This is a genomic window from Microbacterium sp. CFBP 13617 (assembly GCF_014839445.1).
In the GTDB taxonomy this organism is placed as follows: domain Bacteria; phylum Actinomycetota; class Actinomycetes; order Actinomycetales; family Microbacteriaceae; genus Microbacterium.
Genome location: NZ_JACYNW010000001.1, coordinates 713,198 through 726,841 on the forward strand (window position 1 = coordinate 713,198; position 13,644 = coordinate 726,841).

At 72.4% G+C, this 13,644-nt stretch carries 10 protein-coding genes; 4 read left to right on the forward strand and 6 right to left on the reverse strand.

Annotated elements, in window-relative coordinates; genetic code table 11:
• The first annotated feature begins 20 nt into the window (after positions 1 to 20).
• Together IFU40_RS03195 and IFU40_RS03200 are read left to right on the forward strand one after the other, a co-directional pair.
• Complete coding sequence (locus tag IFU40_RS03195) at positions 21 to 1,031, forward strand: ATP-binding cassette domain-containing protein (protein ID WP_191925344.1); 1,011 nt, start codon at positions 21 to 23, stop codon at positions 1,029 to 1,031.
• A complete protein-coding gene (locus IFU40_RS03200; protein WP_055832750.1) occupies positions 1,028 to 1,831 on the forward strand; it encodes an ABC transporter permease in 804 nt (267 codons plus the stop codon). Before IFU40_RS03195 ends, IFU40_RS03200 begins: the two co-directional genes overlap by 4 nt.
• Here IFU40_RS03200 and IFU40_RS03205 read toward each other — a convergent pair.
• Positions 1,828 to 4,719, reverse strand: a complete 2,892-nt coding sequence (locus IFU40_RS03205) for an AAA family ATPase (RefSeq protein ID WP_191925345.1) — start codon at positions 4,717 to 4,719, stop codon at positions 1,828 to 1,830. The two genes, IFU40_RS03200 and IFU40_RS03205, sit on opposite strands and share 4 nt — an antisense overlap.
• A gap of 169 nt (positions 4,720 to 4,888) precedes the next feature.
• Between IFU40_RS03205 and IFU40_RS03210 the strand changes: the two genes are divergently transcribed.
• A complete protein-coding gene (locus IFU40_RS03210) occupies positions 4,889 to 9,505 on the forward strand; it encodes an SCO7613 C-terminal domain-containing membrane protein (protein WP_191925346.1) in 4,617 nt (1,538 codons plus the stop codon).
• Positions 9,506 to 9,551: 46 nt separating this feature from the next.
• Here the strand turns inward: IFU40_RS03210 and IFU40_RS03215 are convergent, their stop codons facing one another.
• From IFU40_RS03215 to IFU40_RS03225, 3 genes are all read right to left on the reverse strand, one after another.
• A complete protein-coding gene (locus IFU40_RS03215) occupies positions 9,552 to 10,022 on the reverse strand; it encodes a hypothetical protein (protein WP_191925347.1) in 471 nt (156 codons plus the stop codon).
• Positions 10,023 to 10,029: 7 nt separating this feature from the next.
• Positions 10,030 to 10,476, reverse strand: a complete 447-nt coding sequence (locus IFU40_RS03220; protein WP_191925348.1) for a hypothetical protein — start codon at positions 10,474 to 10,476, stop codon at positions 10,030 to 10,032.
• 71 nt (positions 10,477 to 10,547) lie between these two features.
• Entirely contained in the window at positions 10,548 to 11,840 is a 1,293-nt protein-coding gene (locus IFU40_RS03225) for a hypothetical protein (protein ID WP_191925349.1), read from the reverse strand.
• A 164-nt stretch (positions 11,841 to 12,004) separates the two neighbouring features.
• Between IFU40_RS03225 and IFU40_RS03230 the strand changes: the two genes are divergently transcribed.
• Entirely contained in the window at positions 12,005 to 12,556 is a 552-nt protein-coding gene (locus IFU40_RS03230) for a hypothetical protein (RefSeq protein WP_191925350.1), read from the forward strand.
• Positions 12,557 to 12,648: 92 nt separating this feature from the next.
• On the opposite strand, the gene IFU40_RS03235 is transcribed toward IFU40_RS03230, so the two are convergent.
• The gene (locus IFU40_RS03235) at positions 12,649 to 13,224 is read right to left on the reverse strand and encodes an HhH-GPD-type base excision DNA repair protein (RefSeq protein WP_191925351.1); all 576 of its coding nucleotides are present in this window, start codon (positions 13,222 to 13,224) and stop codon (positions 12,649 to 12,651) included.
• A 94-nt stretch (positions 13,225 to 13,318) separates the two neighbouring features.
• Positions 13,319 to 13,600 (reverse strand): hypothetical protein, encoded by a 282-nt coding sequence (locus IFU40_RS03240; RefSeq protein ID WP_055832758.1) that lies wholly within the window; start codon positions 13,598 to 13,600, stop codon positions 13,319 to 13,321.
• Positions 13,601 to 13,644 lie beyond the last annotated feature (44 nt).

A 13,644-nucleotide genomic window follows, 5' to 3' on the forward strand; every position in this document is an offset into this window, starting at 1 on the left:
CCCCGGCGCATTCTTGCGTCATGACCACTTCATCCACCCGCGTCCCGGCGGTCCGCGCCGAGGGCCTCGTCAAGACGTTCGGCTCGAACCGGGCCGTCGACGGCGTCGATCTCGTCGTCGAGGCGGGCACCGTCTACGGCGTGCTCGGCCCCAACGGCGCCGGCAAGACCACCACCATCAGCATGCTCACGACGCTGCTGCGTCCCGACGGCGGTCGCGCCGAGATCTTCGGCCACGACGTCGCTCGAGAGCCCCACGTCGTGCGCCAGCTCATCGGTTTGACCGGGCAGTTCGCCTCGGTCGACGAGAAGCTCTCGGCCACCGAGAACCTCATGATCTTCGGCCGGCTGCTCGGCCTCTCGCGCCGCGATGCGCGCCGCAAGGCGAGCGACCTGCTCGAGGAGTTCGGCCTGACCGAGGCGGCCTCCCGCCCCCTGGCGAAGTTCTCGGGCGGCATGCGTCGCCGGCTCGACCTCGCGGCCTCCCTCATCGCCCAGCCGCCGCTCATCTTCCTCGACGAGCCCACCACGGGCCTCGACCCCCGCACCCGCGGGCAGATGTGGGACACGATCCGGCGGCTCGTGTCGTCGGGCTCCACCGTCGTGCTCACCACCCAGTACCTCGACGAGGCCGACCAGCTGGCCGACCGCATCGCCGTCATCGACCGCGGCCGCGTCGTCGCCGAGGGCACGGCCCTCGAGCTGAAGGCGTCGGTCGGTCAGGCCTCGCTCGTGCTGCGGCTGCAGCCCGGTTCCGACCTCGACCTCGCCCGCACGACCGTGGCCCGGGTGCTCGACGCGACGGCGATCGTCTCGCCCGAGGCGGCGCGCCTCACCGTGCCGATGTCCGACCCCGACCGGGTCACCGATCTGCTCGTGGCCTTCCGCGAGGCGGGGGTGCACCTGAGCGAGTTCAGCGTGCAGCAGCCCACCCTCGACGAGGTCTTCCTCACCCTGACCGGCGCCGGAGTGCCGGCCGACGACGCCGGCGTGCGCGAGAGCGCCGCCCCTCTCGAAGGAGTCCGCGCATGAGCGCCCTCACCCTCTCGCGCGACCTGCCCCGCACCGCGGGTCTCGCCCAGACCGTCCAGAACACCCTCACGATGGCGGGCCGCGGTCTGCTGAAGATCCGCCGCACGCCCGAGCAGCTCATCGACGTCACGGTGCAGCCGATCCTGTTCACCCTGATGTTCACGTACATCTTCGGCGGGGCGATCGCCGGAGACGTGCAGAACTACCTGCCCATCATCATTCCGGGCATCCTCGTGCAGACCGTGATCACGACCTCGGTCGTGACGGGGACGCAGTTGCGCGAAGACATGGACAAGGGCGTTTTCGACCGGTTCCGCTCGCTCCCGATCGCGCGCATCGCGCCGCTGTCGGGCGCCCTGCTGGCCGACACCGTCCGCTACGCGATCGCCACCACGATCACCTTCGCGATGGGCTACCTGATGGGATTCCGTCCGGCCGGGGGTCTCTGGGCCGTGGTCGCTGCGGGACTGCTCGTCATCGTCTGCTCGTGGGCGATCAGCTGGATCTTCGCCTTCTTCGGCGTCATCGCGCGCAGCGCGTCGAGCGTCCAGGGCATCTCGATGCTGATCCTTTTCCCCCTGACGTTCCTCTCGAACGCCTTCGTCCCCTCGAACACCATGCCCTCGTGGCTGCAGTGGTTCGTCGACGCGAACCCGGTGTCGCACCTGGTGTCGGCGGTGCGCGACCTCGTCAACAACGGCGTCGTCGGCTCCGACGTGCTCGTGTCGCTGCTCGGCGCCGCGGTGATCGTGGCGGTCTTCGCCCCGCTCACGGTGCGCGCCTACATGCGCAAGGCCTAGTCGAGCAGGGCCGTGAGGGTCTCGGCATCCACGTCCGACAGGGCGGAACGGATGCCACCAGCGGGCGTCGAGGTCTCCTCGGCGCCCGCTCCGGTGCGTGCGCTCACCCACACGTGGAACGGGTCGTGCACGTCGGCGGCCCCGCGCACCGCGGTGGCCCGGGCGAGGGCCTCGCGCGCGCGACCGGAGCGCCCGGTGACGGCGTTCCACCCCGCGACGGCGAGCAGCACCGACGCGATGATCGGGTGGTCCTGCGACGAGATCGCCGCCGAGAGCGCGGTGCGCAGCGTCACGCGGGCCTCGTCGTCTCGGCCGAGCAGCAGCAGGGCCTGGGCGCGCTGCGCGTCGAGCCACGCCGAGAACTGCTCGGGGATGCCGGGCTGCCCGCGCAGATCCACCAGGCCGACCACCCGCAGGGCGGCCTCGCCGTCGCCCGCCGCGACCTCGACCTGGGCCGCGGTCATGTACGCCTGGGCGAGCGAGCGCACCGATCCGTCGGCCTGGGCCGCGTCGTCGATCGCGCGCGCGCGGACCCGTGCCTCGTCGAGGCGGCCGAGTCGCAGCAGAATGCCCACCGCCTGCGACTGCTGCTGCAGAACGTCGGGGACCGACGACAGGCCCTGCACGGCCGCCGCCGAGCGGTCAGTGACCGCCAAGGCGTCGTCGAGGCGGCAGGCGAGCGTGAGCCATTCCGCGCGCAGCTGGCTCGCGAAGCCCGTGCCCCACGGGTCGCCGATCGTCTCGAACATCGCGAGCGCGCGTTCGCTCTCGCGGTCCAACGCGGTCATGTCGCCGGAGTTCTGCGCCGCTCCCGCCCGCAGCGCGTGCAGGATCGCGCGCGTCCACGCCGGGGCGGCGGCGAACTCCTCGTCGGTGACGTCGACGTGCCACGTGCGCGCGGCGTCGCCGGCGCCGCTGCGCAGCACCGTCTGGGCCAGGCGCAGCAGGGGCGGCACCAGCGCGGTGACGTCGGATCGATTCCGGTGAGCCGCCTGCTCGAGTTCGGCGCGGCGGGCGGTGTAGCTCTCGAGAGTCACCGTCGACGGCCGACCCGGCGCGGGGAACGCCGCGGCGAACAGGGCGACCGCCTCGACCACCACGCGGGGCTCGTCGTCGAGTGCGGCGGTGGGATCGGCGAACTCGGCGACGGCGCGGCGCAGGTCGTCGGTGCGTTCGCGCACGGCCCAGGGCCACACGAGACTCCGCAGCAGGCGCACCCCCGCGCGCCGGTCGTGCGCCTCGGCGCAGACGCGCAGGGCCGCGGTGAGGTTCTCGTCGTTCGCGTCGAACCAGGCGAGGGCGTCGCGCAGGCCCGGTCCGCGGGTACGCGCCTCGCGGGCGGCGGCGAGCTCCGTCAGCACCACGGCCGCGCGCAGGCGGTACGTCTCGGCGGCGCCGTCGGTGCGCAGGCGGTCGAGCCCGTACTCGCGCACGGTCTCGAGCATGCGGAAGCGGGCGTCGCGACGCACGAGCAGCGAGCGGTCGACGAGGGCGTCGAATTCCTCGGCATCCACCTCGAAGGCGGCAGCCACGGCCGCCGCGTCCCCGGCGCCGATACCGTCGGCGAAGACGGCCGAGGCCTGCAGTGCGATGCGTTCGCCCGCAGAGAGGGTGTCCCAGCTCCAGTCGATGAGGGCGCGCAGGGTGCGGTGGCGCTCCACGCTCAGGCGGGGACCGTGCGACAGCAGCGCGAACCGGTCGTCGAGGCCGGCGTCGATCTCGGCGAGGGTGAGTGTTCGAGTGCGGGCGGCGGCGAGTTCGATCGCGAGCGGCAGGCCGTCGAGGCGCTGCACGATGCGCTCCGCCGTGGCGCGCTCGTCGTCGTCGGGCAGGCGGCCGCGTGCGGAGCGCACGCGCTGGGCGAAGAGCACCCGGGCATCGGTCGGCGGCAACGGCCCGAGATCGACGAACGCCTCGCCCGGGATGCCGAGGGGCTCGCGGCTGGTGGTGAGCACGCGCACGCCGGGACTCATGCGCAGCAGCGCCAGGGCGGCCTCCGCGGCTTCGCGCACGAGGTGCTCGCAGTTGTCGAGCACGATCACGACGTCGCGGCCGGCCACGGCCTCGGTGACCCGGTCGAGCGGAGAGACCGGGGTGGCCGCGGTCTCGGGCAGGCGGATGCGACGGCCGACGGCGCCGGCGATCGCGGTCCACACGTCTCCGGCGGCGGCCGGGGCGAGCTCGACGACGATCGAATCGGCGACCGCGCGGGCGGTCTCGATGGCGAGCGTGGTCTTGCCGGCGCCGCCGGGACCGATGACGGTGACGAGGCGGTCGGTGCGGAGCCGCTCGCGGATCGCGTCGAGCTCGTCGCCGCGGCCGACGAGGGCGGTCAGCGCGGCTCCGACGGGCGACGCCGCCGGTGCGGCCGCGGCGGGCGGGGATGCGGACGCGGTGGGCGGGGATGCCGTCGATGTTTTCGCGGCGGCGGCGATCAGGCCCTCGGCGTGGGCGCGGTCTTCGAGCAGGTCGCGCACCAGCCAGTCGAAGCCCTCGTGCGGGGTCCACACGTCGCCGGTCCACAGCGCGAGCGCCGTGCGAGCGCGCTCGGGGTCGTTCGCCGCTCGGGCCTCGGCGACCAGGTCGGCGAAGCGGGTGACGTCGATGTCGTCGCGTGTGAGCTCGAGCCGGTACCCGCCGGGGGTCGACGTGACGAGCCCCGCCGGCAGCGACCCGCGCAGGCGCGAGACGAGCGACTGCAGGGCCGCGCGGGGATCGTCGGGGGCGTCGCGCACCCAGACGTCCTCGGCCAGCGCGCGGGTGCCCACGGTCGTCCCGGCATCGATGGCGAGGCGCAGCAGCAGGGCCTGTCGCGCACGCCCGGGAACGACGACGGCCTCGCCGTCGTCGGATGTCACGGCCAGGCCGCCGAAGAACCTCACCCGCACGATGTCCAGACTAGGTCGCGCGAGACGGTCCCCGCCGAGCGCGGGGGGATCGGCTGTTCGGTCGACGGCCGCACCGCGCCCCCTGGGGAGGAGGGGCGGGGGTGGATGACACAGGCCGGAGGCGGGACTTCGTTAGCCTGGGGTCGACGACCGACGCCGAGGGGGCACGATGACGGAAGTCGATGGTGGACGAGAGTTCTCCGGTCCTGCCTGGCCGCCGGGGTCGGGAGCGCTCGTCGACACCTCGCGCTGCCCGTCGTGCTTCACCCCGATCACCGCGACGCCGTGCGTCTCGTGCGGACTGAACCTCGCCGACTCACGCACCGCGCACGTGCTCGAGCTGTCGCAACGCATCGTCGAGCTCGTCGACGAGCGCACCGACGTGCTCCTGCGGGTCCACCGCGAAGCCGCGGCCGCGGAAGCGACGGCTGCGGCCGCTCCGGCTGCGGCCACTCCGGCTGCGGGGGAGCGGACGCCGACGGTGTCGGAGACCCCGCCGGGGTTCCCCGCGCCGGCGGGACCGGTCCCGACCGAGGTGCCCCGTGCCCCCGCCGCGACCGGCGCCGCCGCCACGACCGCCGCCGCCGCTGCGACCCCGGTGGCGGCGGAGCCCTCCGCGGCGGCCTCGGCTCAGGTCGCGGCGACCGAGGTGGTCTTCGCGCCGCCATCGGGGGCGCCGGTTCTTCCTGTGCCCCTCGCCCCGTCGACCGCCCCGGCCGCCGCCTCGGCACACGCCCCGGCCGCGGCGCCGACGCCGCCCTCCCCCGCCCCGGCCCCGCCGTTCGTCGGGGGCCCGCCCTCCGCCGTGGCGGCGCCGACGGGGTCCCCGCCCGTCGGGTTCCCGCCGGCCCCGTCCGCGCGGGCGAAGCCGCGCCGCTCGAGCGTGCAGGTGTTCCTGCTGTCGGTGGGCGTGGTGCTGCTCGCGGTCGCGGCGGCCTTCTTCCTCACCGTCGCGTGGATCAGCGGTGGCCTCGTGCTGCGGTCGATCATCATCGGGCTGGTGACCGCCGCGATCATCGCCGCCGCGTCGATCCTGCGCCGACGCGGTCTCGGAGCCACCGCTGAGGGCATCGCTCTGCTCGGCATCGCCTTCGTCGCCCTCGACGTCTGGGCCGTGCGCGCCAACGACCTGGGCGGGGCGATGAACGTCGAGCCCCGCGTGTTCTGGGGAGTCACCTCGATCGTCGCGGGCGGAGCCTTCGTCGGGTGGGCGCGGCTCTCGCGGCTCCGTGCCCCGCTGTCGACCGCGGTCGTGTCGCTCGCGATCGGCTCGGCGGTGCTGGTCACCGGCCTGGTCGAGCGAGATGCCGCCCTCGGCGGGTACGCCGGGGGCCTCGCGCTCCTCGTCGTCGCCCTGGCGGCCCCGTTGGCCCCGCTCCTCGCCCGCCGCCCGCGGCCGACACTCGCCGTCGAGATCGCCGTCGTACGCGGACTAGCCGCCGTCGGTGCGGCCGTCGCACTGACCGCCGCCCTGCTCGTCGACCCGCGCAGCACCGTCACTCCCGCTCTGCTGTCGGCCGCCCTCGCGGTGGCTCTCGCGCTGCACGCCCGCTCGCTCGCCCGGCGCGATGCCGCGCGTCTCGCCCCCACCGCGGCCGTGCTGTCGGTGCTCGTCCTGGGCGTGGGCGTCGCCGCCTCCGCCGTCCGCACGGCCGACGCCGCGCTGTCGGCGACGGTTCCCGTGCTCATCGCCGCCGCTCTCGCGCTCGGTCTCGACGCCGCTGCGCGCCGCGCCACCCCCGGCGTGGGTCGGACCACCGTCGTGACCGCTGCCTGGGCGGCCGCTCTCGCCGCCGCGCTCGCCGCGGTCGTCCCGTTCTTCTGGGCGCTGACCGCCTTCGGCGCCCCGGTGCGCTCGATCATCTCGACGTTCGGGCAGTCCGCCGTCGACACCACAGCTCCGGATGCCACGAGCACCGCCGCCGTCATCGCGCTCGCCGCCATCGTCGCCCTCGCCGCCGTCGTCTGGCGCCTCTCGGGGTCGTGGCCGCAACGCCGATCGCCCGCGCTCATCGCCGCGGCGACCGTCGCCCTGCTCGTCGGGCCCCAGCTGCGGGTGCTCCTGCTCGTCGTCGGCTGGTACCTCGTGCTGGCCGTCGTCGCCCTCATCGTCCTCCGGCGCCGGCGCGGCGACATCGCGCTCGCCGCGGTGGCCGGGTCGATGGCCCTCGGCATCGGGTGGCTGCTGTCGTTCTCGTCTCCGCTCGCCTGGGGGCTCGCTTCGATCGTCGTGGCCGCCGTCCTCGCGGCCGCCGCGGGCGTGCACCCGGGGCTCCGCGTGCCGTCTACGGTGTCGGTCGTGCTGTTCGTGTCGGGGAGCGCTCCGTTCGTGCCCCCGGCGATGCGCATCGGCGCCGATGTCGTCATCGAGGGGTTCTCCCTCTTCATCGCGTCGCTCGTCATGGCCTCCCTGTGTCTGATCGTCCTCGTGCTCCCGCTCGCCCGCGGGGTGGGGCTCACCGCGGCGCAACGCCAATCCGGAATCGTGTCGGCCCTCGCGGTGATCGCTTCCGTGGGACCACTGGCGCTCTTCTTCCGCACGGGGGTGGCGGCCGACGTCTGGATAGTCGCTTCGGCGGCCCTTTCGGCGGGGGCGTCGGCAGCCGTGCTCACGGCGCCCTACCGGTCGTGGCGTGTGGCGAGGCCGGCCGCGGCCCTCCTGTCTCCCCTGCTCGTGGCGGGCGCGGCCGGGGCGGCACTGCGTCTCGTCGACGCGGCCCCTCTCGCGCGCGTGGTCGTTCTCGCGGCGATCGCCCTCGTGGTCGCTGCGGTGGCGCTCCGCCTGCTGCGCGCCGACGCTCTCACCCGCGCATTCCTCGACGCCGGAACGGCGATCGTCGTGGCCCTGTCGATCGCCGATGCTCCGTCGCAGGGCGTGCGGTGGATCCCCCTCCTGCTCGCCGCGGTGACCGCGATGATCTGGGCGACCGACGTCGATGGCCTCTTCCGGTCGCGCGGCCCGCGGCGTCATCTCGTCTGGCTCGCGCTCCTGCTGGGAACGCTGGCGCTGTGGACCCGACTGTTCTGGCAGCAGACCGAGGCCGTCGAAGCGTTCACGGTGCCCGTCGGCGTTGCGCTCCTCGCTCTGGCCGCCGGTCACGAGCGTGCGCGACGTCTCGTCGACGGTCGCTCCGTGGCCGGTCCCTCGGTCATCGCCGCCGCGGGAATCACCGTCGCTCTCGCCCCCAGCGCCCTGGCCACTCCCGACGACGCCGTCCGCACTCTCGTCGTCGGCGCTGTCTCGGCCACGGTGCTCGTCGCCGGAGCCTGGGTGCGCCCCGCGCGCACTCCCGACGAGCTGCCCGTCGCCGTCGGTGCCTCGGGAGCGCTCGCCCTCGTGCTGCTGACGGTCTCGCAGCTCGGGCACGCGGCCGGTCGCGAGGGCATCGGTCTCGCCGATCTCGTCTTGATGGTCACGGCGGTCGCGATCGGGGTGGCCGCGCAGGGAGTGGCCCGTCGCCCTGCGCCGTGGGCGCTGGCATCGGCGCGCATCGCCGCGGTGACGGCGGCCGCGATCCTCGCCCTGGGCTCGACGGCGCTCGTCGCCGCCGACGGGGGGCCGATCGTCCGCACGGTGGGAGCGATCGTCGTACTCGGCGCCCTCGGCGTCGGCGCTGTCCGATCCGCATCGCCGCTGCTCGGCATCCCTCTGTCGATCGCCGGACTCGGCGGCGCGGGTCTGGTCGCCGTCGCCGGGGTGGGAGTCGACGTGCGCCCGATCGAGTGGATGACGCTACCGCTCGCCCTGGCCTGGATCGCCGCCGCCCTGCTCGAGCGCCGCCGCCCGATCACGCCGCCCTTCGTGCTGCTCGCCGCGGCGGGGCTGGCCGTGGGACTGCTGCCCTCCGCCGTGCTCGCCGACGCGTCGCCGGCCCGGGCGATCGGCGTCGCCGTCGCGGCGAACGCCGTGCTCGTGGGGGCGGTGCTCCTTCTGCGGCACGCGTTCGCCCCGCTCCTGACGCCCGTCATCGCGGTCGCGGGACTGGCGCTGATCGTCGCCGCGTCGCTCCGCGCCCTGCGCGAACTCGCCACACCGCTCTTCGACGTCTGGATGCTCCTCGCGACCGTCCCGCTGGCGGGTGTGGCCGTGCTGCTGCTCCGGCGCCGCGCAGCCGTCGCCTCGTGGATGCCGGTGGTCCTCGCCCTCGCCGCCCCCTCGGTCGCGGTCGCGCTGACACTGGCGCGTCTGTCGGCGACGGGGGAGGGCGCTGTGCGCCTGGTCGTGACGCTCGTCGCCGTCCTGACCCTGGGGCTGTGGTGGCGCGGCCGGATCGTGTTCTGGGCCGTGATCGCCCTGTCCACCGTCCTCGCCCTCACCGCGATGGTCCTCGGGAGCGCCGACCCCGTCGAGGCGGCCACCGCTCCTCTCGCCGCAGCCGTCGTCTTCCACGGCATCCGGGCCCTGCATCGGCATCCCGAGCTGCGCACATGGCCCGCCCTGGGGATCGGTCTCGGGCTGCTTCTCGTCCCCTCGCTGCTGTTCGACTTCGGCGCCGACAACGCCCTCTGGCGCGTCCTCGCGCTCGGCGTCGTCGCTCTCGCGGTGCTCCTCATCGGCGCACGGTTGCGCTGGCAGGCCCCCGTGCTGCTCGGCGGGGTGGTGCTCATCGTGCACGCCGTCGCCCAGCTGTGGCCGGGGATCACCGCGCTCTACGAGAGCGCGACGGGTCTTTGGTGGCTGTGGCTCGGCATCGCCGGCGTCCTGCTCATCGTCGTCGCCGCGACGTACGAGCGTCGCATCCGCGAGGTGAAGGCGGTGGCGCTGGCGATCCGCTCCCTGCGCTGAGTGCGACTCGGGGCGACCGACAGGTAACCCGAGTCGCCCGGAGGGTTCAGATCACGGGGCCGTGAGCGGCGAGCGGAGCCCCGGAAGAGGGGGTCCTCCAGTTCGAGCGGCAGAGGACCACCAGGACCGCGGTGATCGCCACGGCGTAGATCGCCACGGCGATACCGCCGGGGGCACCGAGCGCCGTGAGGGCGGGAAGCACCAGCATGAAGCCGCCGACGACCAGGCAGACGAGCACGAGCGCACGATCGGTGGACGCCCCCCGCTCGGTCTGCGCACCTCGACGGGCGAGGAGGAACGCCCGAATCGCCACCACCGCGAAAAGCACGGCGAGAAGCAGGTTGCCGGGGAGGGCGAGGAAGGCCGCACCAACCGAGGCGCGCCACACGTCGAGCGCCACGAGCAGGATGACGAGCGTGACCGGAACGAGAACCGCGGCGATCACGCCACGCCGGAGGGCGGAGCGCGTGATCGCCCGCTGCACCGGATCGCTCACTGGCTCGCGAAGGGAGAGCACGACGCCCTCAGACGGCGCTGCGGACCGGATCGATCTCGACACCCACGCGCTCGCGAAAGCGCAGAACGACCGAGCCGGCCGCCAGCGAATAGCCCCAGGGCATCACGATGCGATCCTGGTGGGAGCCCGGAGCGTCCCACAGCATCGTGACGCTCTCCGGCTTGAGTTCGGCCAGGAAATCGCGGGTGTCGCCGTTCCCCGACGCGAACTCCTCTTCCCATTCCCGGAAGAGTGCCGATGGAGCGGAATCGGGATCGTCCAGAGCCGCGGTCAGCGCGTCACGGGCCATCATGTCGATCCGCTCCCAGCCCAGGAGGATGGCGTCGAGTTGCTCGACCTGCCGCTCATCGAATCGAGACGGGTAGTCCACTTCGAGGCGGAACGGCACGGTGGCGCCGCTGAGCTCGGTCGTCGTTTCGAACACGGCGCCGCCGACGCCGCCGACGAGCTCCACGGGTCCGAAGACACGGCTTTCCATTGCGATGTGATCCGTTCTGCTGTGGTCCGGGTACCGGATGAGTCTCATCAGTTGGGCGTGAGGGCTTCCGACGCAGCGAGCTGCTCGACGAGTCGCTGGTTCTCTTCGTCGGCGTTGAAGTAGTTCTCCACTTCGGCGTCGAAGAGATCTTTGCCGCGCGAGTACTCCTGCAGGGTCGAATTGATCGCATCGGCCGTGTAGTCGAACAGATTCAGCGCATTCGAGTGCGTTCCGCTCGAGATCGCGGCGTGCGGCGTCGGGTCCGAATAGGGCGGGGATCCGAGCGCGGTCTTCGCGGCATCAAGGCCCTCGATCACACGCTGCATATTGCTCGACACGGTATTCGTGTGCTGACGTACCATCACGATCTCGTCGGAGAAGTTCTGATCCTGCGGCTCGATCCGGTAGCGGTTCAGATCGAAGCCGCCCGGGTCGGCGATGATCGCATCGACGGCGCCGGAGAGCATGGTGCGAACCTCGGACTCCTGATCGGAGACCGCCACGCGGAGTGTCTCGAGGGCTTCCTCGAAAGACGACATGATCTCGTCGTAGCTTCCGCCGGTGATCGAGGCATCCGCGCTGATGGCGGCGACCGCGGTCGAGGCGGCAGACGAAAGGGTGACCATCGCGCCGACAAGGGGTGCTGCCGCGCCGGCGGTGGCCACGGTCGCCACCGCTGCGGCGACCGTGGCCACCACTCCCAGCGTGATCTGGAAGTCGGCCGAACCCTTGCTCTCGGCGTACTCGGCACACGCGGATTTGGCGTTCTCCACGATGGTGGCCACGTCGTCGCGCACGCCCTCCCACATGGTCGACTGCATCGTGTAGTTCATCTGCAGGATCGCGGCAGCGGCTCCGAGACTCTGCGAGACACCCTTGAACTGGGTGTAGTACTTGTCGAGCATCGGCCCGATGAAGGACGCGACCAACTCCTGCGTGAGCAGATCGCCCATGGTGTTCGTCGAGGTGAGGATCGCTCCGTCGTCGGCGACGGACGCACCGCTTCCGGATGCCCCGAGACTGGCGGCCGCACTCGACGTGGACGTCTTGTACACCCCGGCGTCGGCGCCGGTCGGCAGGGCGCGCCACTTGTCGACAACGTCGTCGACACGCGAGCGGACGCCGTCGTAAGAGATGTCGTCGTTCCAGGGCATGCCGTCGACCTTGCCGCCGCCCTCGCCGGAGGCGTTCGGCATCTCGTAGCCGTTCGGCGCCCAGCCCCACTTGTAGTAGTAGTTGGTGCCGAACTTGTCTTCGTAGAAGCCGTCGTCAGCCATGAAGGCGTCGATCGCCGCCTTCTTCAACGCGCCGATTGAACTGTCCAAGTCGTCGTAGCTCACAGAAATGTCCTCATCCGTCGCTTGCGAACGGGCGACCGCTGATCATCTCCACCACCGAAGCCGCCCCTCCCCCTATTCTGCATATCGCGTCGCGAAAGAGAACCCCAACGGGTGAAAGTGCCTGACCCCACCTAAGATCGTCGTGTCGTGAATGGGGGAAACAAATGACCGAAGGTCGAACGCTCGCGGTGTCGCGGATGCGTGTGGCGAGTATGGCTCTCTCGGTCGCCGCTCTCGCCTTCTTCGCGGTCGGCATGCTCCTGTCCTGGTCGCGCGTGGCCGTGCTGATCGTGCCCGTGGTCATCGGTGCGGTCGCGCTCGTTCTCGCGGTCCGGGCGCGCGGAGTCGCCGCCCCTCGCTTCGGCCGGATCATCGCCATCGTGCTGTCCGCGTTGGCGATCGTCGCTCCCGCCGTCACCATCGGCGCAGTACTCCTCGGGGGAGCCTTGGCCCCGTCCGCGACGTACACGCTCACGGTCGACTCGCCGGAACCCGTGAACGTGGTCATCAGGGAAGGCGCCGATCGCACGAACGAGAAGTGGGACTCGGGCGAGACCATCACTCTCGACTCCAGCGCGACGGTCATCGGCATCGGAGCACAGGCGTCGACCCCCACCACGGTGATCTCGTGCGAGATCCGCCGCGACGGCAACATCCTGGTCTCCGACGAACGCGCCGGATCCGTCGACTGCAGTTTCACGGGGCGCGACGAGTAGCGCAAAAGGCCCGTGCCCGAAAGGCGCTCGTTCGCGTGAACGCGGTGAACGCGAGGAACAGCAGGCTGCCCCTCGGCGCCCGCGGGCGAGCCTCAGGCTTTCGCTTCCTTGGCTGCGGCTTTCGCCGCGCGCTTGTGCTCGCGCACCCGGGTGAGCGATTCCGGGCTCGTGATGTCGGCGACCGAGCGGAACGATCCGTCTTCCCCGTAGGGCGCTGAGGCCTCACGCCACCCGGCCCCGTCGAAGCCGCACTGCTTGCCGAGCAAGGCGAGGAAGATCTTCGCCTTCTGCTCGCCGAAGCCGGGAAGCGCCTTCAGGCGCTTCAGCACCGTGGCGCCGTCGGGGTCGTCGCGTGTCCAGAGGTTCTTGGCGTCGCCGCCCCAGTCCTCCTCGAGGGCCGCGCACAGCGCTTGCACGCGCCCCGCCATCGAGCCCGGATAGCGGTGCACGGCGGGCGACTGCGAGAAGGTGGCCGCGAAGTCGTCGGGGTCTTCGTGGGCGAGGGTCGCGGCATCCATCGATCCGACGCGTTCCTGGATCTTCAGCGGACCGGCGAACGCGGTCTCCATCGCGACCTGCTGGTCGAGGAGCATGCCGATCAGCAGCGCGAGCGGGTTGCTCGACAGCAGTTCGTCGGCGGCCGGGTCGTCGGTGATGCGCAGGCTCATGCGTTCATTCTCGCGCGTTCCCCGCGCGAGGGGTGCGGCGAGGGAATCGTGCACCCGAGGTATCAGCGGGGGCGGTCTCGCGGTCGGTCTCCGCTCACGCCGGCTCGGCGATCCACTTCTCGGCGAAGGGCACGGCGGACATCGTCGCGAGGTCGGCCGTGATCTCGTTCAGCTGCGCGGTGAAGTCGTCGACGTCACCGGGAGGCAGGCGTTTCACGATCGACCCGTCGACGCGCCGGATCACGACCTCGCTCACCGATGGCGCGACGCTGCCCGCGTCGAACAGGCCGAGCACCACGGTGCTCGCCCACCGCAGTCCGTTGCGGGCGCGATCCTCTCCCGCGACGACGTAGACCTCGGATGCCGGTGTGCTCACGGCATCCATCCTGCCCGACGGACGCCCGCGCCTCAGCGCGAGCC

Excerpts from the sequence above, each read along its gene's own strand:
- IFU40_RS03195 (WP_191925344.1), top strand. The coding sequence starts at position 21 with ATGACCACTTCATCCACCCGCGTCCCGGCGGTCCGCGCCGAGGGCCTC.
- IFU40_RS03200 (WP_055832750.1), top strand. The coding sequence starts at position 1,028 with ATGAGCGCCCTCACCCTCTCGCGCGACCTGCCCCGCACCGCGGGTCTC.
- IFU40_RS03210 (WP_191925346.1), top strand. The coding sequence starts at position 4,889 with ATGACGGAAGTCGATGGTGGACGAGAGTTCTCCGGTCCTGCCTGGCCG.
- IFU40_RS03230 (WP_191925350.1), top strand. The coding sequence starts at position 12,005 with ATGACCGAAGGTCGAACGCTCGCGGTGTCGCGGATGCGTGTGGCGAGT.
- IFU40_RS03235 (WP_191925351.1), bottom strand. The coding sequence starts at position 13,224 with ATGAGCCTGCGCATCACCGACGACCCGGCCGCCGACGAACTGCTGTCG.